Source organism: Shewanella sp. Shew256 (assembly GCF_002196695.1).
GTDB lineage: Bacteria > Pseudomonadota > Gammaproteobacteria > Enterobacterales > Shewanellaceae > Shewanella > Shewanella mangrovisoli.
The window spans coordinates 43,483-66,441 of sequence record NZ_NAJR01000002.1; the positions used below are offsets into that span (position 1 = coordinate 43,483).

Below are 22,959 nucleotides of genomic sequence, written 5' to 3' on the forward strand. Positions count from 1 at the left end.
AGTTATGTTGAAAAAAATCTTTTGTGCTCTTATGGCTGCTACAGTCATTATTGCAGGGCAAATACATGCAGATGATACAGAGCTTTATCTTGTTGACTCAACGGTAAGGACTGGCAAGCGCCCACAGGTGTTATTTATCTTTGATAACTCAGGGAGTATGTCAACGGAAGATCAGAATGCTGTCAGCTCATATTGTTCCCAAGCTGGTCATGCTGCAGGTACTTGTACCTATCCTGCAGGATTTGAGACATATATGAATAGTTATTCTGGATATATCAATGATAAAGGCACTTATTGGAATGCTGGCGGTATAGATAATACTAGCAATATGCCTACACCTGATGATCCTAACGATGGTCGTCGTTTTTATTTAGGGAATAATAATTGTAATACGGCAGCCAAAGCTTTAGTGGATAAGGGGCGTTACACTGGATACTTACGTGAATTTAACAAGAATAGGTGGGAGTCTTTAGCAAACAATAATGGTTTTAATCAGAACGATATTGTTGATTGCTACGAAGATATTCTCAATAAAGACCCTAAAAATCCAGGTTCAACTAATAAAAACACAACGTTTGCAAATGGTTATCCTGTTGATTCTAATAAAATGTATACATCGGGAAGCTCTGAGACAGATCGTTTATATAGCTTAAATAATACAAAGTTTGGAACTGAAACACCGGTGACACTTTACTCTGCACATTACTTAGTGTGGTACAAGTGGGCTACAACTACAACAGAAGGGCAGAACAGTGGCGGTACTGGTACTCGTTTAGATGTCGCGAAAAATGCACTTAAGTCAGCATTAGAGTCATTGGCTATTCCTATTGATGCTGCTCTTGCCGTTTATAACTTGAACTATCCAACCGAAAATTATGCTGACGGCGGACGTATTATTTATGATATGACCGAAATGACGGAAGCAAATAAGTCGTCTTTAATCTCTTTAATCAGAGATATGCCAGCTCAAACCAATACACCTCTGTGTGAAACATTATATGAGGCTTATCAGTTTTTTAGTGGCGGCCCAGTCACCTTTGGTAATGATGATAAAAACGCGACTGGAAATAACAAAGTTGATAACTATACGCCAAATAGTCCTTCAAGCATCTTGATGAGTGGAAACTACGCAACGAAGTTTAAAACATGCCCGGACACCGCATATGTGATTTATATTACCGATGGTGCGCCAACACTCGATCATGCAGCGGATGATTCGATTAAGCAATTAACTTCAACCGCTAAAGTCGCTGGTGACTACAGTGCGATGAGTTTCAAAAATGACCGTAATCAAGATGATTTTAGCTATTTGCCTGCTTTAGCGGCTTATATGTACAACAATGATATTGTTGTTGGGCCGAAAGATTCGAATGGTGTTGATAACAAACAAAACGTGAGATTGTTTACCATTGGCTTTTCTGACGGTGCGGACAAAGCAGCAGCGCTATTGGAAGAAGCGGCTTTCAGGGGCGGAAGTCCAAGAGTGAATGGTGTATCTAAAGGTTATTACGTTGCTAAAACGGGCCTTGATTTAGTCGAAGCGATGAACGACGCATTAAAGTCTATTCTGACCATAGATTCATCATTTACCTCTCCGAGTATTGCCAGTAACAACTTCGATAAAACACAGACCTATAACTCAGCTTACTTTGCTATGTTTTTACCCGGTGGCGGACCTCGCTGGAGTGGCAATTTGAAAAAGCTGAAGGTCAATTCCTCTGGTGAGATTGTCGGTCCCGGTGGAACAACGGGAGCAATTGATACTAATGGTAATATTTCAAGTGATACTTGTACCTATTGGAATACCTGTCCTGCGGGTAACATCGATGGTAATAAGGTTAAATCGGGTGGGGTGTTACCGACCTTAAAGTCCCAATTGAAAAATAGAAAAATATACATAAATGATGGAAGTGGTTTGAGTTTGCTTACCACAATAAGCGACTCGAGTTTTTATTCTCTTCTAGGAAGTCCTGCAACTAGCTCCGTTTCTGATACTGTCTCCAAGAATAGAGATTGGATTTATGGTGTCGATGTTGATGATGAAGATAATGATGAAACCTATACCGACCCCCGAGATGATATTATGGGGGATCCTCTTCACTCGAAACCTCTCGCTATTAACTTCGGTAATAAACCTACAACAGATGCAGATGGCAATGTGACATCTGAAAATCTTGATGTTCGAATCTTAGTTGGTACCAATCAGGGATTGGTACATATGTTTAAAGATTCAGACACGGGTAGTGGCGACTATGCTGTTGGTTCTGTTACTGAGTCCTGGGCATTTATGCCATCTGAATTAGTGCATAACATTCCAACACTAAGACAGGATGATTCGACAGGTACTCACAGTGTTTATGGGATGGACTTATCACCCGTTGCTTATACTGAAACGGATTCGGTTGGCAAGGTCAATAAGGCTTGGGTTTTCCTTGGAATGAGGCGCGGCGGCACATCTTACTATGCGTTAGATATCACAAATCCAGATTCACCACAGTATAAGTGGATGATCAATTCTAGTACGGAAAAGTTTGAAGACTTAGGTCAAAGTTGGTCTGAACCTGTCGTGACTTTTATCCCATCAATCTCTGAACCTGTGTTGATTTTTGGTGGCGGGATGGAATCAGCAGATGGTTCTGGGGCGGCTGTTTATATTGTCAAAGCATTTACGGGTGAATTTGTGACCAAGTTTACCGCAACGGGAATGAGCAGTATCCCAAATAAAGTGGCTGTTTTAGACAGTAATAATGACGGTATATCTGACCGGATATATGCAAGTGATATTGAGGGTAGTATTTGGCGAATAGATTTACCTTCGACCGATAAAACCAATTGGTCTGTATTCCAATTTGCTAAAATTTCAACAACGAGTGCCCCTAATAACAGGATGTTTTTTGCTGAACCTACAGTGGCACAAACCCAGTTTAATAATATTCATTCTGAAAATGGGGTCTTATCCTATCAGAGTATCCCTTATGACGCTGTCACAGTGGGTACGGGTAATAGAACGCATCCATTGGACATCGCCACTAATGACATGTTTTATGTATTTCAGGATAGAAATGTTGTCACTAAACAATTCACTGGCACCGATATACCGGCCCCTCTAACAATTTCTAATCTATATGATGTTACCTCTGCAGCACCTAGTTCGCAGAGTGATAATATTGCTTTTGGGCAAAAGAGAGGTTGGTATTATGATTTCCCTGCCACGGGAGAGAAAAGCCTATCTTCCTCACTAATTTTTGATGGTAAGGTTTATTTCACCTCATTTGTTCCGCCGACGAACCAAGCCGTTGATTTGGATGCGGGGGTATGTGGTTTTTCAGGACAGGGACGACTTTACGTATTTGACCTACATAAAGGTACTCGAACATCAAATACACTTTACTATGAGGTTGGTGAACGTATTCCTGATACTCCCCAGATTGTTATCCCTGAGCCAAAACCAGGTGAAGAGCCGAAAGCGTATGTTATCGGTGTAGGTAAGGGCGAGTGTGAAAACGGTGAATGTAAGGGAACGATCGAATTGGGTAGCGGCTTAAAGACTAACAAAATTTATTATCATATTGATGAGTAAGAACATTAATGAAAAAGAATAGACTGCTAGGGTTTACGTTAATTGAAGTCATGATCGCTGTTGTTATTGTGGGGATTTTGGCTTCGATAGCCTATCCCTCATACATTGATTACGTGGTTAAGAGTGGGCGGTCTGAAGGTGTTGCGGCGGTTATGAAGGTTGCGAATCTTCAAGAGCAGTATTATTTGGATAACCGAGCCTATGCGACAGATATGACCAAGCTGGGGTTAGCCGCTAGTCCTTTTGTTACAGAGCATGGGCGTTATAGTTTAGCGTCAAGTGGTACCAGTTCATTCACTATTACTGCGACTGCACAAGGTTCGCAGGCTAGTCGAGACTCAACGTGTGCGACTATTACGATGACATCTGCTGGTGTAAAGGGGCCTTCTGCGGAGTGTTGGAAATGATAAGATATTGTATTGCTTTAGCATTAGCTTTGCCTACATTTGTGTTTGCTGCGGAACCTACAGTTGTTATGCAGGATTACAAATGCCATGTCACAACGACAAATGGTGATAAAGTGCTGTTTTATCGATGGAGGATTAAAGATGTCAATTTGAATATGGCTAGTCTTCCTAGTAAGCAAAAAGTAGGTGGAGATAAAAAGAAATTCTTTATTAAAGAGGTAGTCGAGTGTGTTGAGCTTAGCCAAGAGTTCACTAATGAAAACAGTAAAAAAATGGATGAGCTAACCTTGAGATAAGCTAATGTGTGCGGAATATCTTCTGTCACGAACAGCTTTTACCATCTGCTCCGTAAGAGATTAGCCCACTAGAGCTTATGTTTACACTCTTGGAGTTTGTCGCGGAGCCACCTGGGCAATAGATGATTTCTACAGCACTGTTTGCTGATAACATGCCTTCAGAGCTAAAGGTAAAACTCGCCGAATTGCTTTTTACACTGTCATTTGTATTGAATGCGTCAATAACACGAATATCTTTATTATCAGGGCTGACAACTTTAATCCCATTTCCCCAATTCGTACCACATGCACTTCCGTTTGATGCACAAACTTTAATTGTTGCGCCATAACTGACCGCTTGATTTCTGGCAAAAACCATAATGTCATGAATTTTGGCGATATTATTATTAACGCGCACACCTTCATAGACGGATATTAAAGATGGTACACCGATGGTTAATAATATTGCGGCCACTGCAATCGTAACCATCAGTTCAACCAGTGTGAAACCAAGCAATTTATTTAGCATGCACTCAACCCTCACTTATACAAACTAAAGTATAAGCGAGAATAGGCGGGATTTCAGTATCTAAGTTGCATCCTTTGTGCTGTTTAGTTTCTAAAAGGTAGTCTTAATCCTGTTATGCTGTCAGTTGATAATGCCTTCAATCAATACGCGTCATTTATCCGCAGCGGATATTGGCATCAGTCGATAGTCTTGCCCTGCCAGCTTGATTTACCACAATCCCTCGCGAGTAGGGGCTCGTGGGACTTGATGGGCAATACTTCAATGTTCCATTCGTACCAGACGCAAGACCATCTGGTTGAAAACGAATTAAGGTTCGATTGTAGATAACTGTATCTCTGGTATTAAAAGCATTAGTGGTAAAAATAGTCGTTTCATTGCTATCGAGTTGACTATTGCTGTTAACATCGATAAATACCGTCAAACCAAGCTGCCAGTTAGATATGCACTGATTGTTGCTTAAGGCGCAGACTGTCACTTTTCGATTGAAGGAAATGGCATGATTTCGGGCGAGCATCAGTGTTTGCTGGATGACTTTGATATTACTATCAGCTCTGAATCTCGTGTTGAAATCGCTTAACGAAGGAGCACCAATCGATAACAGAATGGTAGAAATGGATACCGTAGTGATGAGTTCAATCAAGCTAAAACCATATGGTAGAGTTTTCATAACAGATCCTTTGTTATAAATGTCGCTCGCATCCTACGAGCCTCTGGAGCAAAACTGCTGCTGTTTAAGTATAGAAGCGTACTGATGAGCCTTTTAGATTTTTACGGACTAAGAATTGTTTTATAGAAACTGTGTTTTATGAGGAAAGCGCTGCCTATACTTCAATAATCGCCTAACCCCGTGTAAGCTAATGGCATTCTATTTGATTATCTGTCAGCAAGTGCCGAGGAATGTTTGATGAAAAAAGTTGAAGCGATTATTAAGCCTTTTAAATTGGATGATGTACGCGAGTCACTTGCTGAGATAGGTATCACCGGGATGACAGTGCTTGAGGTAAAAGGTTTTGGCCGTCAAAAAGGGCATACCGAGCTTTACCGCGGCGCTGAGTATATGGTCGACTTTTTGCCTAAAGTTAAAATTGAACTCGTCATTCAAGATGATTTAGTCGACCAAGCGATTGATGTCATTGTGGAAACGGCTCGCACAGGTAAGATCGGCGATGGCAAAATTTTCGTGACTGATGTGGAGCGTGTTATCCGCATTCGAACTGGCGAAGAGAACGAAGAAGCGGTGTGATTTATCCGTTTCTAAACAGGGCCGTTAGGCCCTTTTTTGTTGCTTAAAATTTATGAATGATGGGACTAAGTCTTTCTGTTCCTGAAATATCTTTAATGCAAAATAGCCTGTTTAGTTAGACTAAAGTAGTTATCTCTTATCTGTTCCATGGTATAACTTAGCCACTTAAATAGGCTTGTTGAGGTTGTTATTTTGGCTACGAAACGAATCGTGATAGTAGGTGGTGGGGCGGCAGGCTTAGCGCTAGCCTCTAAATTAGGCCGCAAGATGGGCGGTAGTGATGTCGTCGATGTTTGCTTAATTGATAAAAGCCCAATCCATATTTGGAAGCCAAAATTACACGAAGTCGCAGTTGGGGTTATTGACCAGTCTATAGAGGGATTACTGTATCGAGATCATGGCCTTAAGAATGGTTATCGATACATTCGTGGCGAAATTGAGCAATGTGAGCCCGATGCCAAAACAATCCAACTTGCTGCGGTTTATAGTGACTCGGGTGAATTGCTGCTTGAGCCCCGCCAAATTGAATACGATTACTTAGTGCTGGCCTTAGGCGGGGTCTCTAATAGCTTTAATACCTTAGGTGCTGAGAAACATTGTATTTTCCTTGATAGTTTAGATAACGCTAACTTATTCCATCAAAAATTATTAGATGCATTACTGCAACTCAATGAAACACAAGAGAAAGTCAGCATAGGTATTGTTGGCGCTGGCGCCACAGGTGTCGAATTAGCCGCTGAGCTTCACCATGTCATTGAATCGGTGAAAGAGTATGGCTACCTCAATATCTCTAAGCATCATCTTGATGTACACCTTATTGAAGCATCACCAAAAATTCTCCCACAGTTACCCGAGCGTGTGAGTGCAAGAGCTCAAGCTGTATTGGATAAAATTGGCATCCGTTTGCATATCGGGGTGCAGGTTAAAGAAGTCACCCGCGATGGCTTTATTACACAGGATGGTGATGTTATCGAGGCGGGGCTTAAAGTGTGGGCGGCTGGTGTAAAAGGTCCAAAAGCGTTTCAGAACTTCTCTAAGTTGCCCATTACGCCGCGCAATCAAGTGGAAGTTGATGCTTGTATGCGAGTAAAAGGTCATCAAGATATTTATGCGCTTGGGGATTGCGCTTTATTAATTCTAGAGTCCGGTCAACCTGTGCCACCTCGCGCTCAAGCGGCTGCTCAAATGGCGGATACCCTGTATGAGAATATTGTGAACCGTTTGCAAGGGAAGGCGGAAAAGCCTTTTGTGTATAAAGACTATGGTTCTCTGGTGTCTTTAAGCCGCTTTTCTGCGGTAGGTAATCTAATGGGGAATTTGCGTTCAGGGACTTTCTTCGTGGAAGGACATATCGCAAGGATCATGTATATCTCGTTATACCAAAGACACTTAGCGAGCCTATATGGCTGGTTCTCCGCGATTATTTATCGCATTGCGCAAAAACTACTGAAATGGCAAAGGCCAAAGCTGAAATTGCATTAACTCATTAATTGAAAAACAAAACAGAGAGCCAAGGCTCTCTGTTTTGTTTTGGTCTTACTGGGCTGGAGATTAATGTTTGGGAGAGGCTGAAGAGTCTCGGATCACAGGCTCTGGCGTAAATGTTTTTGCAAACTTGGCATCTTGTTCGCGGCGTTTCGCGATTAACAATTCTGTTGCCACTTGGGCAATTTCAGCGTTAGGTTGATGCACTGTTGTCAGTTTCGGCCAAGTTTGGCGTGAGAATGGGCTATCTTCGAAGCCGACAATGGATAGATCGCCCGGAATATCTAGCCCTGCTAAACGAGCAGCAAAAAGTGCCCCTGCTGCAATTTCGTCGTTACAGGCAACAATTGCTGTTGGACGGTTCTTTTGTTTGATCAGTGTGTTAGCGCCTTCTACACCCGACTCAAATGAGTATTTTCCTTCAATTATGTAATCTTCATTCAGAAGCAGGCGATTTTTTGTTAATGCTTGTTTATAACCAAGTAACCGCTCTTTGGTGGACTCGTGGTGTAGATCGCCACTTAAAAAGGCAATTTCTTTATGGCCTAAGTCGATTAGATGTTGAGTAATTTCAACCGCACCAAATTTGTCATTGACTAAAATCGTCAGCCCATCCTGCTCTTTATCACCTTCGCCGGCAATAATTCGCACATAGTTAGCGTCAATATCACTTAAGGCTTTAAGGACTTTAGGATCTTCAGAAAGAGGCGGTGTTAACACTAAACCTGCCAGTCGCGAATGTTTCACTAGTTGAGTCAGTTCATCGCAAATGGTGTCAGATTTGGCGTTACAAGGATGAATAACCAGCTCATAGCCTTTATCTTTACAGGCCGACAAAATCCCGTTTTGCATATCAATAATGTAATAAGCGTTGGGATTATCATAAATAAAACCAATGGCATAGGATTTTGTGCCGGCAAGGTTTCTGGCCGCGAGATTGGGTTGGTAGTTTAATGCCTTGATGGCCTCGTTCACTTTATCAACCGTGGCTTGTTTTACCGAAGGTTCGTTATTGGTTACGCGGGAAACTGTCTTGATTGACACTCCAGCATATTTAGCGACGTCGTTGATAGTGACTTTCATTGATCTACAAACTCTTTATTCAAATGTGCGAAGGGCAAGCTAATTGATGAACCTAAATCCTTTAGGCGCAATTTACAAGCCGACAGCGTTGTCAGCTTACTTTTTATTATGCTTCTTATAGTGCGAGCATTTACCGCGTATAGCAATGCTGAATTGTTACAAACTGAGGCATTTTTCAACTGTTAACACTCGGTTATAAGTTGTAATTTTACATCAAAAAATCTAAGTGATTATTTTTGCTTGAATATATTGATTTTTCTCTTCTCAATACTTCGCTTTATGACATTTTTTTTCGTACAGAGTTATTTTGTTGTGGCAAGGCTGTTAATTATTGTGTAATGTTTGCACTAGACATGACAGCGTTGTCATTCCATCGGAATGGTTATGAATACTAAAACGATAATAAAGTTATGGAAGGGAAACGAGATGCGACCATCATCCTTTAAGAAAAGTGTACTAGCTACAAACATTGCTATCCTACTCGGCAGCGCTGTTTCAATCGGAGCTGTTGCTGCTGAGGCTGAAGCCGCCGCTGCGGCAGTGCCAGAAAATATTGAGAAAATTGAAGTTCGTGGTATGAGAGCTTCGATGAAAGCTTCTGTTAACGACAAACGTTTTTCTGACTCAGTCGTTGATGCTGTGACTGCTGAAGATATCGGTAAATTCCCTGATGGTGACGTAGGGGAGTCCTTAGGTCGTATTCCTGGCGTTGCTGTAAACCGTCAGTTTGGTCAAGGACAGCAAGTTTCTATCCGTGGCGCTTCAAGCCAATTAACGAGCACCTTACTGAACGGCCATTCAGTTGCTTCGACTGGTTGGTTTGATCAACAAGCGATCGACCGTAGCTTTAACTACAGCTTAATGCCTCCAGAAATGGTTGGTGGTATTGAAGTTAAGAAATCTTCACAAGCCGATATTGCAGAGGGCGGTATTGGCGGCACAGTGTTAGTTAAGACACGTAAACCGCTTGATTTAGATGCTAATTCGGTATTTTTAAGTGCAAAGGGGGATTACGGAACCGTTTCAGAAGAAATTGATCCACAAACTTCAGGCTTGTACAGCTGGAAAACGGAAGATGAGAAGTTCGGTTTCCTAGTGGCTGGTTCTCTGGATCAGACAGAATATCAACGTAACGGTATTGAAACTCTATTAGGTTGGGGGGAAATTGTTCCCACGACTTTCCAGCAAGAGCGTGAGCGCACAGCTTTAAATGCTGCATTCCAATACAGACCAACTGATAATCTCGAATTCGGTCTGAATCTGATGAGCTTACAGCTCGATGCTAACAACGCGAACACATCAATTTTCTTATTCCCAACCCAGCAAGGTGAGAATACTTGTCTTAAGAAAAATGCTGCAGGCGTATGTACTTTAGTTGAACACACTGGTAACGGCGGATTTGCTTGGGCACAAACATGGGCTCGTAAAGCAAGTATGTCATCAGATACTGTGGATTTAGATTTCGCGTATCAAGCAGATAACTTCAAATTAGAAGGCCGTATCGGTAAAACTAAAGCTGAAGGTGGTACCGATCTTACTTCTAACTACGGTCAATCAATTGGTAAACCAGAAGATTTCGCAGGGACTTATGATGCAACTGGTGATGTGATTGACATCAACATTGCAAACAACTCATTTGATGCTGGTGACTTCAACGGTCAATTAGAAACGGCTGGTTGGGCACTGAAAAAACAACCTAACACAGACGAAGAATCATTTGCGACCTTCGATATTACAGTTCCGGTTGAATTTGGCGTTATTACCTCAATTAAATCAGGTATTAGCTATGCAGACCACGATGTAACTCAAACGACAGAGGCTGCACAATCATCTAATATCGTCGCAAAAGATGCCTCAGAATATTACTCTGGCACTATGTCATCTGGTGCAGGTTTTACCTTACCTAAGCCAATTTTTGACAATATGATCAGAGATGCTTATGGCGCAATCGATGGCTTTACTTTAGATAAGTCTGGTTACGGTACTCTGCAAGAGAAAAACTTAGCCCTGTACACTATGGCTACTTTTGCTGGTGAAGGCGTACGCGGTAACTTCGGTTTAAGATATATCTCTACCGATGTTGAGTCTGACTACTACGCGTTTAGCCAAACTGGTACCTATGCTGATGATTTAAGTACTGATAAAGCAAGCTATCACGATGTCTTACCAAGCATGAACATTGCGTTTGACTTGGCAAGTGACTTAATTTTAAGAGCATCAGCTGCGCAAGTTATTTCTCGTCCTAACTATGCAGATCTCTTCGCCACGTCTAAGTTACCAGGTTTTAACGATGGTACGCCTGGCAACGAGAAGAAAGTGACTGGTAGCGTGAATCTGCAGCCGTTCAAAGCCTCTCAGGCGGATCTGAGCTTAGAATGGTACTTCAGCGGTGAAGGCTTATTTGCTGTTACTTACTTCATTAAAGATGTTAACTCTTTCATTTCGACTAGAGAAAAGCTGAACCAACAGATTGGTATTGATGACCCTAACTTAGTTGCTCAAGGTGGCAGTTCTTGTGGTGCTGGCATCTATGACTGCTGGACCGTCAGTGAAAACTATAATGCTAACGGTGGCTCTATCGATGGTATTGAGTTGCAGTTGCAAGACTCATTTGACAATGGTTTTGGTTACTCAGCTAACTACACCTTTGCAGATGCTTCATCTCCAGCTGAAAACTATGCGGACCGCGTAGGTGTGTTCTCAGACTCATCTAAGCATACCGTTAACTTAGTGGGTTACTATGAAATTGATGATTTCTCTGCTCGTGTAGCTTATAACTGGCGTTCTGAGTACATGATGCGTGAATTACCAGGCTTCTATGGTAACCGCGAGCACCAAGCTTACGGCACGCTAGATTTAAGTGCTAACTACGATGTAACTGATTACTTATCTGTGACATTTGAAGTGGTTAACTTACTTGAAGAAGATAGCATTCAGAAAGGTGTATCACCTGTTGATGCTGAAGGCGTTATCAGTGAGTTTAAAGATAACTACCCAGTGTGGAGCTTCGATGGTGAAGCTCGCTACAAACTTGGTGTAGCACTGCGCTTCTAATTCAATTCAGTGACGAAAAAGCCTAGCAATCGCTAGGCTTTTTATTATCAAAAACACCAACAATAAACTCAGCTTACGCAATTTTAGAGGCGCGTTATGACAATCAGAAAAATAGCCATTATAGGGGGCGGGACTTCAGGTTGGTTAGCGTAGCGGCGAATCATTTAGGACGAGTGTTGCAGGGGCGCTCTGAACTATCCATCACGCTGATTGAATCTCCTGATATTCCTATCATCGGTGTTGGTGAAGGTACTGTTCCGTCCATTCGGAAATCACTACAGAGTTTTGGGATCAGTGAATCAGAGTTTATTCGCTCATGCGATGTGACGTTTAAGCAGTCAATTAAATTTGTAAATTGGTTAGATAAAGCGCGACATGGTAAGGATAATTTCTACCACCATCTATTTGATATCATTAATTTACAAGGCATAGATACTGTTTCTGCTTGGTTGGCCGAGAAACAAGGTGACTTTGCTGATTATGTTTCTCCCCAGCATCTTGTTTGTGAGGCCGCCAAAGCGCCAAAGCTGATCACTACACCTGAATATGCCGGGGTGTTAGGTTATGCCTATCATCTAAATGCGGCGAAATTTGCCAAATTACTGGCGAAAAACGCGATTGAGAAATTCAACGTTGAGCACATTTTTGCCACGGTGCAGGATGTTCGTTTAGGCGATGATGGTGCAATTTCATCTTTGCTGACTGAGCAAGGGACTCTCTCTTTCGATTTCTATATTGATTGCAGTGGCTTTGAATCTATTTTGTTAGCTAAAGCATTAAAAGTGCCATTTATCAGTAAAGCGCATCAACTGTTTATTGATACTGCATTAGTCGCGCAAATCCCAACGCAACCTACGGATATCATCCCCCCTTATACTCAAGCAACGGCCCATCAAGCGGGTTGGATTTGGGATATTGCATTGACCCAGCGCCGAGGCACGGGATTTGTCTATTCGTCCGCTCATATGACGCAGTCAGAGGCTGAGCGAAAGTTTGACCATTATCTTGGTGGCAAACTTGCCGATGTTCCGCATCGTAAAATTCCAATGACAGTGGGCCATCGTCAACAGTTTTGGGTAAAAAACTGCGTAGCTTTGGGGCTAGCTCAAGGATTTTTAGAGCCGATTGAAGCGACATCCATATTATTAACGGATTTCTCCGCGCGTTTTCTGGCAGAACGTTTCCCTGCACATACAGATGATGTTGATTACTTAGCAAAGCGGTTTAATGATACCGTGGGCTACGCATGGGAGCGGGTCGTAGAATTTGCCAAACTGCATTACTGTTTATCGAATAGAACTGACTCATCATTTTGGCTCGATAATCAGGCTTCAGAGACCATTCCCGAAGGATTAAAACAACGACTCGAACTATGGAAATCCTATAGTCCTATTGCTGAAGATTTTCCATCTAAGTTTGAAGTGTTTAACTTAGACAATTATTTATACGTTCTTTATGGCATGAAATATCAGACTAATTTGCGTGCCGGCTCGTCGGCAACACCGGCCTCTTTGAACATGTATATGAACAAAATGTCGAAGCTAAAACAACGGATGCTAGATGGTTTGCCTGAGCATAGGGAATTGCTCGATAAAATCTGTACCTATGGTTTGCAATCTATTTAATCGTTTTAAATTTAATGGGTAAAAAGGAAAAATATAATGAAAACACAATTTGTACCTTTAAATGACTCGAGTCATAAGAATTTGGCTATTGGTGATAAGGTCGATTACAGCTACTTTGAAACTGTGCATATGCTACCACTGCAAGTGCAAGAGTTTATGTCGGCTGCGACAAGCTTTCCTATTGTTTTTACAAAGAATAACCAAACAGGTGAGTTTGTCTCGATAGCGATTACCGCGCTAAAACCGAATACCAATAAGCTACTAAAAAATGGGCTGTGGCAATCACGGTACTTACCAATTCAAGTGCAGTTATATCCATTAGGCATGACCCATGTCGATGAGGAAAAGATTATTTTAGGCATAGATATTAACAACTCATCCGTGGCTGAAAATGAAACTCACCGGTTATTTACTGAGACAGGAGAGAAAACGGACTACTTGTCCAAGAAGCTCGAACTCGCGGGTTTACAAGCTAGCTATCAAGATATGACGAAGTACTTTATCAAAGTATTGTTGGAGCACGAGTTATTACAACCAAGAACACTTACTGTTACGGCGCTGGATGGCACAAAAACGAATATCGACGGTATCTATACGATTGATGAGCCTAAGCTGCAACAGCTTGATGATGCAACTTTATTGAATTTTGCGAAACGGGGCTTCTATTCGGCCATTTATGCGCATCTTTGTTCATTAAGTTTAATTGATTTAGTAATGGATAGATAAGATAGCGAGCTTTCTATTCTAGTTTGCGAGCATGACGCTCCCAGTCAAGATAATCCAACTTGAGAAAAACAGCTTTAAGGTTTTGACTGGGAGAAATAGCGCCAGTTTTCGCGCTAATAAACCGCCGATAATTGCGCCTGGGCCCGCAAACAGTACCAGCTCGAATAGGGCATGACTGCTACTTGCAAACACATGTATCGGGCTTGCTGACCAGACGGTAATCGCCGATACCACCACTCCGATGGCAACAGCCATCTTGGCACACACTCCCCGTAACATCAGATAGATCACTAAGAGTTCGCCCACGCCAACTGATAACCAAGCGGTGATAATCCCGCCCAAATAACCAATTATTGCTAGCCAGCAATAGTCTCGGGCGTTGAGGCGATGGCTTTGAAGGGGGCGGCGCTGGTTGCTGATAATGATCGCTATCCCTAATGCGATAGAAAAAAGACTAAAGCTAGTATGCAGCGAAGAAGGGGAGTTCAACTGCCATAACTGACTGCTCCAAAGGCCAAGCATTGAGCAGGTCGCCGCTAATAAAATACTCGGAATAAAACCTGACCAGGTTTTGTCATGGTGATGGTGTCGTCGATAGTAGCCTGACCATGAAATCGCCCCTGCCGTCATACCAAAACATTGGATCATGAATGAGGTGGAGACACTCTGAGTTTCACTGAAATTTAAGCTAGAGAACACCGGAATAAAGATCACGCCACCTCCCGCACCCGTAGCATTTGCAAAGATGGCTCCCGTTATCCCCAAAAACAGAAACTGACCGTATTGTTTTATTAACTCAACGGGTTGATGAAATTGGACTAACCAACATAGCCATGCACTCAATAGCACAAGGACGATTGCCATCGCTCGATAATATTGGCCGAGGTTAATCTTTCTGCTTTTGAGGATAAGGCCATATGGCAGCATTTTGAGTGATCGCGAGGGATGGGTGAATTGTTGCATGCATGTTATCAGTCGAAGACAGCGTTGTCACACTGATGTGGAAATAAAAAGTTAAAACATAATCTATTGATATTTAATGGTTAAAAGTGTTTCGACTAAAAAAATACCGATAAATGTCAGAAAAATGTAGAAAACCTGTTCTTTCTTGTGTAATTTAATCAATGACAACGCTGTCATCTGCTTGTGTGATTCGTTGTTTTGTAAGGTCTGCATGAAGAGGATGAGGTCTCCTTATTCATGTACTTGGCAGAAGTATTGCTGGTCGGGCGGCGATACGTTTGTCTTTAATATTTTGATAGTCTCTCCCCAGAAACTAGCGTTGGCTGGGTACTGTAAGCAGTGCCCAGCCATTTTTTTAGGTAGAGCGACCTTGCTTAGGATAAGCAGACAAGTTAGCGGCATTAAAAAATAAAACTCGCTGGATATTCCAGTCATAAAAAAGAGGCTGCGATTCATGGTTATTCATATTGCTACACTGCTTGGCAGTGTAGTAACGATTTTAGCTAAACGTTTGTTGATGTCCATGCTAGGACTCTGGGCGAGCGCTGTGGTTTGTGCTTTTAGTTTCACTGTGATAGCCGCAGTGGCGTCCACATCGTTGACGCTTGCAAATGCCGCCTATGCGGCTGGCAATTCTACGGCAAGCAATCCCGCTCCCATCAAGATAGTGACTACCATCCAACAGCAATGGCAGTTTAATCTCCTCAAAGAGGCGCTGCGCCGCTCTGGTCAGTCCTATCAGGTCGAGCAAATGTCGACGCAGATGAACCAGAAACGTAAGGTCGAAGAAGCGCTGGCTGGTACAGTCGATGTTTTTTGGAGCATGACTTCCAAGGAGCTTGAGGAAACTGTGCTCCCGGTTCGTATCCCCTTGTTTAAGGGATTGCTCGGTAACCGCCTGTTAATTATCCGCAAAACGGATGAGGCCAGATTTGCTAATGTAAAAACACTGGCGGATTTTAAGCAATTAAAAGCGGGACAAAACCGCTATTGGCCCGATGCCAGCATCCTCGAAGCTAATGGTTTGCCTGTCGTGACTAGCTATCAATACACCAATCTCTATCCGATGTTAGAGGGCGGCCGATTCGATTACCTTGCCCTCGGCGCACAGGAAATTGGCGATGAACTCGCAACCCATCCTGACCCCGCGCTGAAAATCGATACTCACATCCTGCTGCAATATCGCTCGCCGGCATATTTTTTTGTGTCCCCCAAGCGTCCCGAGTTAGCGGCGGCAATCTTAGCGGGGCTCGAAAACATGATAAGCGACGGCAGCTTTGATGAGATGTTTAATCGCGAGCTTAAAATAGACAAGCTCTACCGTGATGCCCAGTTTGATCAGCGCGTCATTATTCGTCTCGATACGCCCGATTTAAGTCCCTTAACCCCCATTGAACGCCAAGAGTTGTGGTTAGATCTATTTAGTATGCAAGGTGCAAAATAATGAAAACATTAGCCTTAAAAGTACAAATTGGGTTAGCAGTTGCGATATTTATGATAGTCAGCGTGCTATTTGGGGTGTCCTATTGGTTGGCGAGCGATAGTTTGGCTAGCAACGAAATGGCCTTTGAAGACAATACCGTTGCGAATCTTCAAGTCACCATGGCACAGCCGATTTTTACCTACGACTACGAACAGATCCGTGCCGTATTATCTGTCATGTTAAAGTCTGAACAAATCTATCAAATTACCGTTGTGGATCATCGGGGCAAGTTGCTTGCCGAAGACAAACAAGCCGAGACCGTTGCCGCAAGTGACCTACAAACAAGAGAGTTACAGTTCAGCGATCAAGGGAATCCGACCGGGCGTTTAACCATTGCCTTCTCTACCTTGCCGGTTAAGGCGCAATTATCCGACTTACTGCTGGGGTACTTTTTACAGGCGCTGCTGATTTTAGCGGGCAGTCTGTTAGTGATTTTCATCATTCTCAAACGCTTAGTGATTAGTCCTCTGGATAAGGTTGTCGCCGCATTAGAAGAAATCGCCAATGGTGATGGTGATTTAAGCCACAGATTACCCGTGGAGAGCGAAGATGAAATCGGCAAACTCGCTAATGCTTTCAACGGGTTTGTCGAGCAAATTCATGGCACTATTACCAGAGTGCATGAAACCTCGGGCTTGCTTTTGGGCGATGCTAAGGCGCTGGGCACGCTGTCGCAAAGCAACAATCAAAGGGTGCAAGCGCAGCTTAAAGAAACCGAAGCCGCGGTCACGGCCGTGACTCAATTGAGTGCCAGTGCCAACGAAGTGGCCATCAATGCTAAACGTACCGCCGATGCGGCAACCCAAGCCGATAGAGCGGTCGACGATGGTCAGCGTCAGTTTGACTCGGGCTTAGCCATTACCCGTCAATTGGCGGGGGAATTAGCGCGTTCTGCCCAATCGGTATCGCAGTTACAACAGGAAACCCAACGCATCGATGAAGTCGTGGTGGTGATCAGCAGCATTGCCGAACAGACTAATCTACTCGCCCTAAATGCCGCCATTGAAGCCGCCAGAGCGGGTGAGCAGGGGCGTGGTTTTGCCGTTGTTGCCGATGAAGTGCGCTCTTTAGCGAGCCGTACCCAACAGGCGACGGGAGAAATCCAAAAAATGATCCAACAGGTGCAGAGCCGAGTTGCCGAAACCGTGAATGTGATGCAATCGAGCCAGACTCTCTCCAATCAAGGGGTCAACCGTTCGGAAGAAATTAAGCTAGTGCTGTCTAAAGTGACTGATTTAGTTTCCAATATCAGTAATATGAATATCGAAGTTTCCCATGCGGCGCAGGAGCAAACCTGTGTCACCGAAGCGATTTCTCGTACATTAAATGATCTTGCCAATGTCTCAGGTTCAGCCTCCCTCGATAGTGAGCACTTAGCACAATCGAGTGAGCGACTGTTTCACCAAGGGGAAAGACTGCGGACGTTAGTAACTTCCTTCAGATTGTAGCCATTTCTGAAGCTAGAAAAGGAATATCATGAATAAAACGATTGCCGCCACCGCGATTTTATTGGCTCTGGGCTTAACGGCCTGTAGCGACGCGCCTAAAACCGAGGCAGTGCCTAGCTCAAGCTCTGTTGAGCAAGCTAAGTCCAGCCAATTAACCCAAGCGCAATTGCAGCAGTTTGGGGATACCTTGGGCGTGAGTTATCGCGTGCTCACCAACAGGCCCGATGATAGTTGTGACAAAGCCGCTGCCGAAGGTCGTTGTTTTGTTGCTGAAATCGATTTTGTCCCAGAGGTTGAGCTTAAGAGCCTAGATTGGGCAATTTATTTTAGTCAGATGCGGCCAGTTCAAGCCGTTGAAAGCAAAGAGTTTAGTATTACGCATATCAAGGGCGATCTGTATCGCATCGCGCCCACCGAGGCATTTAGCGGTTTTAGCAAGGGCGAGAAAAAGACCTTAAAATTCCGCGGTGAGCTATGGCAGCTCTCTGAAACCGATGCCATGCCAAACTATTACATAGTTGCTGGCGAATTATCGCCAGTGGTGATCGCCAGCACGCAAGTGCAGCAAGATCCTGAAACGGGGATGGAAGTGCGCCCCTATGTTGAGGCGTACACCGATATGGTGAAGCAGTATCGCCGTACCGATGCGGATAAATTAGCGCCTGCCACACCTGCACAGCTATTTAGCAATAATCAACACGTCAGTGAAGATGCCAGCTTAGCGGTCAATACCATTATTCCGACGCCGCAAAAAGTCGCTATCCACAGCCAAGATAAAGCCGTGTCACTGACCTCTGGTATTAAACTGGATTTCGGCTCGGTCACCAACGCATCTGCCGCACAACAAGCTTTGGCTCCTGAACAGTTGGCGGCGGCACTTTCTCGTTTAGCGCGCCTAGGTGTTAACGAGTCTGAACAAGGTTTGGCGGTAAAGCTGAACTGGCGCCAAGGCGCGGAGGGCAGTTATCTGCTGGATATCAAAGCGGATGCGATTGAGATTGCTGCTGCCGATGCTGCAGGGTTTTCCTATGCGTTATCGTCACTTGCCAGTTTGATTAATGTGCAGGATCTGCGTGTAAATACCATGACGATTGAGGACAGCCCAAGGTATCCCTTCCGTGGCATGCATATCGATGTGGCCCGTAACTTCCACAGCAAGGCGTTGATTTTTGACCTGCTGGATCAAATGGCGGCATACAAGCTCAACAAGTTACATTTGCATATGGCCGACGATGAAGGTTGGCGCCTAGAGATCGATGGCCTGCCTGAACTGACTGACATCGGCAGTAAGCGTTGCCACGATCTTGAGGAAAACACCTGTTTGTTACCGCAGCTTGGCAGCGGGCCTTTTGCGGATGTTCCCGTTAACGGTTTCTATAGCAAACAAGACTATATCGACATAGTCAAATATGCCGATGCGCGCCAGATTCAAGTGATCCCTTCCATGGATATGCCAGGCCATAGTCGCGCAGCGATTAAAGCGATGGAGGCGCGTTACCGTCGATTACAGGGGGAAGGCGTAGAGCTTCAAAACACGGATAAAGTGCAGGTTGTCCCTGTGCAGGAAACGGCAAATCAAGCTAACACAGCGGTAAAAGCGTTAGATGCGGGCGCTCGTCAATTGCAAGCTGAAGGGAAAACCACGGCAGCCGAGCAATATTTGTTATCCGATGCAAACGACAAAACGGTTTATTCTTCGGTGCAGTATTACAACGATAACACCCTGAACGTTTGCATGGAGTCGACCTATCAATTTGTCAATAAAGTCATTGATGAAATTGCCAAGTTACACCAAGCCGCGGGCCAGCCATTAACCCGCTACCATATCGGTGCCGACGAAACGGCAGGGGCGTGGAAACAATCACCCGCCTGTTTGGAGTTTGTGGCTAATAACGATAAAGGCGTTAAGTCGATAGATGACTTAGGCGCTTATTTTATCGAACGAATTTCGACTATGTTAGCGGCAAAAGGCATTGAAGCGGCTGGTTGGAGCGATGGTATGAGCCATGTTCGCCCAAGCAATATGCCTGCAAAAGTTCAATCCAATATTTGGGATGTGATTGCCTACAAAGGCTATGAGCATGCCAATCAGCAAGTCAACAACGGTTGGGATGTGGTGCTGTCAAACCCTGAGGTGCTGTACTTCGACTTCCCCTATGAAGCCGATCCTAAGGAGCATGGCTATTATTGGGCAAGTCGTGCAACCAACGCGCACAAAGTGTTTAGCTTTATGCCGGATAACTTAGTGGCAAACGCGGAGCAGTGGACCGACATTCAAAATCTGCCTTTTGAGGCCGACGATAGGGCTCGAACCGATGAGAAGGGCAAACAATCTGGCCCAAGGGAACAAGGTAAAGCCTTTGCCGGATTACAGGGCCAACTCTGGAGTGAAACCATCCGCAGCGATAACACTGTGGAATATATGATTTTCCCGCGTTTACTGATGCTGGCGGAGCGCGCTTGGCATCAAGCCGCGTGGGAAGTGCCATATCAATATCAAGGCGCTTTGTATAATCAAACGACGGGGCATTTCACCGCCTCGATGCGTGAGGCACAGGCACAATCTTGGCAGCAAATGGCCAACACCTTAGGGCATAAGGAGTTTATCAAACTTGATAAAGCGGGTATCGATTACCGAGTGCCGACCGTCGGCGCCGAGATCCGTGACGGTAAACTGTTTGCCAACGTGGCTTATCCGGGACTTAAGATTGAATGGCGACAAGCGAGTGGGCAGTGGCAATCCTATCAAGCTGGACAGTCGGTAACGGGCTCCGTTGAGATCCGCGCGATTGCGGCCGATGGGAAACGTAAAGGTCGCAGCTTAGTCGTTAATTAATCAAATAGTTATATCTGGCTGTATTTTAAAATAAAAATACAGCCTTTTTCTTTTTCACTTTCAGCCATTTCTTCCGTCTGACATTTGATTAGAAATTGCTTCAAAAAGTAAATGACAACGCTGTCATTTTTGCTGTAACATTGAGTTAACTAAAGTTGAGTGTCGTATTAACGGCATAAGTATAAGCAACGGTAGCGCTGCATTAAGAGATGAAGAGGGGTGTCATGGGGTTAGTCCAGACAAAAGATCAACAACTGTTTATCGGTGTTGATGGGGGCGGCAGTAAGTGCCGAGCCACTATCTATACTGCGGACGGTACCGTTTTAGGGACAGGTGTTGCTGGGCGCGCTAATCCGCTGCATGGTCTTGCACAAACATTTGCATCTATTGAAGCATCGACTCGCCAAGCTCTGCTGGATGCGGGCATGAAAGAAACCGATAGCCATTTACTCGTCGCGGGCTTAGGGCTGGCGGGAGTCAATGTGCCGCGCCTGTATCAGGATGTGATCAGCTGGCAGCATCCGTTTGCCGCCATGTATGTCACTACGGATCTTCATACCGCTTGTATCGGTGCACACCGTGGCGCGGATGGTGCGGTGATCATTACGGGCACAGGTTCTTGCGGTTACGCCCATGTAGGCGATGACAGCTTAAGCATCGGTGGCCACGGTTTTGCGCTGGGCGATAAGGGCAGTGGTGCTTGGCTTGGCTTAAAAGCTGCCGAGCATGTGTTACTCGCCCTCGATGGCTTTGCAGCACAGACCGCCTTAACCGAGATGCTGTTAAACCATTTTGGGGTAAGTGATGCCTTGGGCATCGTCGAGCATCTCGCTGGTAAGTCTTCGAGTTGCTATGCCGAATTAGCCAGAAGCGTACTCGATTGCGCAAACGCGGGGGATGAAGTCGCTCGCGGGATTGTGCAGGAAGGGGCCGATTACATCAGTGAAATGGCACGCAAGCTGTTTAGTCTCAATCCGGTGCGTTTCTCTATGATCGGCGGCCTTGCCGAACCGCTACAGGCCTGGCTTGGCAGCGATGTGGTGGCCAAGATTTCTGAAACCTTAGCGCCGCCAGAATTGGGGGCCATGTACTTCGCTCAGCAGCAATTTAACTCAGTCAACATTAATGAATAAGCCGTTTTAGCCCATCAGTGCTAAAGCAATACCCGTATTGATTTGTAAGGTAAATAACATGACAAACACTATTATGGAGCAAGAAGCTCGCACCGCGCCGCAGAAGATTGCGGGTCAGTTAGCCGCTAACGCCGATTTAATGCAGCAGTTAGGTGAAAAGCTGCGTGCTTTCGATCCCCGTTTTGTGATGATTGTGGGCCGTGGTTCATCGGACCATGCGGGTGTATTTGCTAAATATCTTTTTGAAATCGAAGCGGGTGTACCGACCTTTGCCGCCGCGCCATCTGTGGCCAGCGTTTACGGTAAAACCTTGAAGTTAGAAGGCGGATTAGTGATTGTGATTTCGCAATCTGGCCGCAGCCCTGATATTTTAGCCCAGGCGCGTATGGCGAAAAACGCAGGCGCGTTTTGTGTGGCGTTAGTGAACGATGAAACCGCGCCAATCAAGGATATCGTCGATGTGGTAGTGCCATTACGTGCTGGCGAAGAGAAAGCCGTTGCCGCAACAAAGAGCTACCTTGCAACTCTGTCGTCGATTCTACAATTAGCCTCGGCGTGGACGCAGAGCGAATCCCTCGCGGCGGCTGTTAACTCGTTACCTCAAGCACTGCAAACAGCGGTGGATGCTGAGCCACAATTGACCCCAGCATCGGTTGAAAACGTGAAAAACTTAGTCGTACTAGGCCGTGGTTTAGGTTATGCCGTGTCTAAGGAAATCGCACTTAAGTTAAAAGAAGTGTGTTCTATCCACGCAGAAGCTTTTAGTAGTGCAGAGTTCCTCCATGGTCCTGTGACCTTAGTGGAGAAAAAACTTACGATTGTGGATGTCTGCATTGGCGATGAGTCGTACGCTAGCCATATCGAACAGATTGAAAATGTGAGCCAACGTGGCGCCGATTTAGTGCATTTAAATCAAACGTCGACGGATATTCACCCACGTGTTGCGCCGTTAGCCTTGCTACAACGTTTTTATATCGACGTGGCCGCAGTCGCGATTGCCCGTGGTATTGACCCTGACCAACCCGCTGGGCTGAAAAAAGTCACTCAAACGCTGTAATGGATGGCCGTTGTGCCGCGTTAATTTGAAAA

Annotated in this window: 16 protein-coding genes and 1 pseudogene; 13 read left to right on the forward strand and 4 right to left on the reverse strand. The window is 44.6% G+C overall.

Features of this window, described 5'->3' with window-relative positions:
• The first annotated feature begins 4 nt into the window (after positions 1-4).
• Genes B5P39_RS03075 through B5P39_RS03085 form a run of 3 tightly spaced genes read left to right on the forward strand, consistent with a single transcriptional unit; the run spans position 5 to position 4,283 of the window.
• Positions 5-3,580, forward strand: coding sequence for a pilus assembly protein (locus B5P39_RS03075; protein WP_088210429.1), 3,576 nt, complete (start codon positions 5-7; stop codon positions 3,578-3,580).
• Positions 3,581-3,588: 8 nt separating this feature from the next.
• Positions 3,589-3,987 (forward strand): type IV pilin protein, encoded by a 399-nt coding sequence (locus tag B5P39_RS03080; protein ID WP_088210430.1) that lies wholly within the window; start codon positions 3,589-3,591, stop codon positions 3,985-3,987.
• Positions 3,984-4,283: a TapY2 family type IVa secretion system protein gene (locus B5P39_RS03085; RefSeq protein ID WP_088210431.1), complete on the forward strand. Its 300-nt coding sequence runs from the start codon at positions 3,984-3,986 to the stop codon at positions 4,281-4,283. Before B5P39_RS03080 ends, B5P39_RS03085 begins: the two co-directional genes overlap by 4 nt.
• Positions 4,284-4,308: 25 nt before the next feature.
• Here B5P39_RS03085 and B5P39_RS03090 read toward each other — a convergent pair whose 3' ends face one another.
• Together B5P39_RS03090 and B5P39_RS03095 are read right to left on the reverse strand one after the other, a co-directional pair.
• Positions 4,309-4,791, reverse strand: a complete 483-nt coding sequence (locus B5P39_RS03090; protein WP_088210432.1) for a GspH/FimT family pseudopilin — start codon at positions 4,789-4,791, stop codon at positions 4,309-4,311.
• A 154-nt stretch (positions 4,792-4,945) separates the two neighbouring features.
• Complete coding sequence (locus tag B5P39_RS03095) at positions 4,946-5,458, reverse strand: GspH/FimT family pseudopilin (protein ID WP_088210433.1); 513 nt, start codon at positions 5,456-5,458, stop codon at positions 4,946-4,948.
• Positions 5,459-5,695: 237 nt separating this feature from the next.
• Here B5P39_RS03095 and glnB point away from each other — a divergent pair, with 237 nt between their 5' ends.
• Together glnB and B5P39_RS03105 are read left to right on the forward strand one after the other, a co-directional pair.
• A complete protein-coding gene (gene glnB / locus B5P39_RS03100; protein ID WP_011073353.1) occupies positions 5,696-6,034 on the forward strand; it encodes a nitrogen regulatory protein P-II in 339 nt (112 codons plus the stop codon).
• Positions 6,035-6,226: 192 nt separating this feature from the next.
• On the forward strand, positions 6,227-7,516 hold the full coding sequence (locus B5P39_RS03105) for an NAD(P)/FAD-dependent oxidoreductase (protein WP_011717954.1): 1,290 nt from the start codon (positions 6,227-6,229) through the stop codon (positions 7,514-7,516).
• A 69-nt stretch (positions 7,517-7,585) separates the two neighbouring features.
• On the opposite strand, the gene B5P39_RS03110 is transcribed toward B5P39_RS03105, so the two are convergent.
• Positions 7,586-8,602 (reverse strand): LacI family DNA-binding transcriptional regulator, encoded by a 1,017-nt coding sequence (locus B5P39_RS03110; RefSeq protein ID WP_086903855.1) that lies wholly within the window; start codon positions 8,600-8,602, stop codon positions 7,586-7,588.
• A 426-nt stretch (positions 8,603-9,028) separates the two neighbouring features.
• Between B5P39_RS03110 and B5P39_RS03115 the strand changes: the two genes are divergently transcribed.
• The 3 genes and pseudogenes from B5P39_RS03115 (at position 9,029) to B5P39_RS03125 (ending at position 14,007) form a co-directional block, all read left to right on the forward strand.
• Positions 9,029-11,656 carry a TonB-dependent receptor gene (locus tag B5P39_RS03115; protein ID WP_088210434.1) on the forward strand — a complete coding sequence of 876 codons (2,628 nt, stop codon included), beginning with the start codon at positions 9,029-9,031 and terminating at the stop codon, positions 11,654-11,656.
• Positions 11,657-11,752: 96 nt separating this feature from the next.
• Positions 11,753-13,281, forward strand: a pseudogene (locus B5P39_RS03120) (tryptophan halogenase family protein).
• Between the two features lie 36 nt (positions 13,282-13,317).
• Positions 13,318-14,007: a SapC family protein gene (locus B5P39_RS03125; RefSeq protein ID WP_088210435.1), complete on the forward strand. Its 690-nt coding sequence runs from the start codon at positions 13,318-13,320 to the stop codon at positions 14,005-14,007.
• A gap of 18 nt (positions 14,008-14,025) precedes the next feature.
• On the opposite strand, the gene B5P39_RS03130 is transcribed toward B5P39_RS03125, so the two are convergent.
• A complete protein-coding gene (locus B5P39_RS03130) occupies positions 14,026-14,934 on the reverse strand; it encodes a sulfite exporter TauE/SafE family protein (RefSeq protein WP_088210765.1) in 909 nt (302 codons plus the stop codon).
• 490 nt (positions 14,935-15,424) lie between these two features.
• Here B5P39_RS03130 and B5P39_RS03140 point away from each other — a divergent pair, with 490 nt between their 5' ends.
• The 5 genes from B5P39_RS03140 to nagB-II all read left to right on the forward strand — a co-directional run bounded on the left by B5P39_RS03140 (position 15,425) and on the right by nagB-II (position 22,927).
• Positions 15,425-16,414 (forward strand): substrate-binding periplasmic protein, encoded by a 990-nt coding sequence (locus tag B5P39_RS03140; RefSeq protein WP_088210436.1) that lies wholly within the window; start codon positions 15,425-15,427, stop codon positions 16,412-16,414.
• Entirely contained in the window at positions 16,414-17,901 is a 1,488-nt protein-coding gene (locus B5P39_RS03145; RefSeq protein ID WP_088210437.1) for a methyl-accepting chemotaxis protein, read from the forward strand. The genes B5P39_RS03140 and B5P39_RS03145 overlap by 1 nt, the downstream gene beginning before the upstream one ends.
• Before the next feature lie 28 nt (positions 17,902-17,929).
• Positions 17,930-20,737, forward strand: coding sequence for a family 20 glycosylhydrolase (locus tag B5P39_RS03150; RefSeq protein WP_088210438.1), 2,808 nt, complete (start codon positions 17,930-17,932; stop codon positions 20,735-20,737).
• A 224-nt stretch (positions 20,738-20,961) separates the two neighbouring features.
• A complete protein-coding gene (gene nagK / locus B5P39_RS03155) occupies positions 20,962-21,870 on the forward strand; it encodes an N-acetylglucosamine kinase (protein WP_088210439.1) in 909 nt (302 codons plus the stop codon).
• A gap of 58 nt (positions 21,871-21,928) precedes the next feature.
• Positions 21,929-22,927 (forward strand): glucosamine-6-phosphate deaminase NagB-II, encoded by a 999-nt coding sequence (gene nagB-II, locus B5P39_RS03160; RefSeq protein WP_088210440.1) that lies wholly within the window; start codon positions 21,929-21,931, stop codon positions 22,925-22,927.
• Positions 22,928-22,959: the final 32 nt, after the last annotated feature.

Excerpts from the sequence above, each read along its gene's own strand:
- B5P39_RS03130 (WP_088210765.1), bottom strand. The coding sequence starts at position 14,934 with ATGCTGCCATATGGCCTTATCCTCAAAAGCAGAAAGATTAACCTCGGC.
- B5P39_RS03090 (WP_088210432.1), bottom strand. The coding sequence starts at position 4,791 with ATGCTAAATAAATTGCTTGGTTTCACACTGGTTGAACTGATGGTTACG.
- B5P39_RS03115 (WP_088210434.1), top strand. The coding sequence starts at position 9,029 with ATGCGACCATCATCCTTTAAGAAAAGTGTACTAGCTACAAACATTGCT.
- nagK (WP_088210439.1), top strand. The coding sequence starts at position 20,962 with ATGGGGTTAGTCCAGACAAAAGATCAACAACTGTTTATCGGTGTTGAT.
- B5P39_RS03110 (WP_086903855.1), bottom strand. The coding sequence starts at position 8,602 with ATGAAAGTCACTATCAACGACGTCGCTAAATATGCTGGAGTGTCAATC.
- B5P39_RS03145 (WP_088210437.1), top strand. The coding sequence starts at position 16,414 with ATGAAAACATTAGCCTTAAAAGTACAAATTGGGTTAGCAGTTGCGATA.
- glnB (WP_011073353.1), top strand. The coding sequence starts at position 5,696 with ATGAAAAAAGTTGAAGCGATTATTAAGCCTTTTAAATTGGATGATGTA.
- B5P39_RS03085 (WP_088210431.1), top strand. The coding sequence starts at position 3,984 with ATGATAAGATATTGTATTGCTTTAGCATTAGCTTTGCCTACATTTGTG.
- B5P39_RS03125 (WP_088210435.1), top strand. The coding sequence starts at position 13,318 with ATGAAAACACAATTTGTACCTTTAAATGACTCGAGTCATAAGAATTTG.
- B5P39_RS03095 (WP_088210433.1), bottom strand. The coding sequence starts at position 5,458 with ATGAAAACTCTACCATATGGTTTTAGCTTGATTGAACTCATCACTACG.
- B5P39_RS03150 (WP_088210438.1), top strand. The coding sequence starts at position 17,930 with ATGAATAAAACGATTGCCGCCACCGCGATTTTATTGGCTCTGGGCTTA.
- B5P39_RS03080 (WP_088210430.1), top strand. The coding sequence starts at position 3,589 with ATGAAAAAGAATAGACTGCTAGGGTTTACGTTAATTGAAGTCATGATC.
- nagB-II (WP_088210440.1), top strand. The coding sequence starts at position 21,929 with ATGACAAACACTATTATGGAGCAAGAAGCTCGCACCGCGCCGCAGAAG.
- B5P39_RS03075 (WP_088210429.1), top strand. The coding sequence starts at position 5 with ATGTTGAAAAAAATCTTTTGTGCTCTTATGGCTGCTACAGTCATTATT.
- B5P39_RS03140 (WP_088210436.1), top strand. The coding sequence starts at position 15,425 with ATGGTTATTCATATTGCTACACTGCTTGGCAGTGTAGTAACGATTTTA.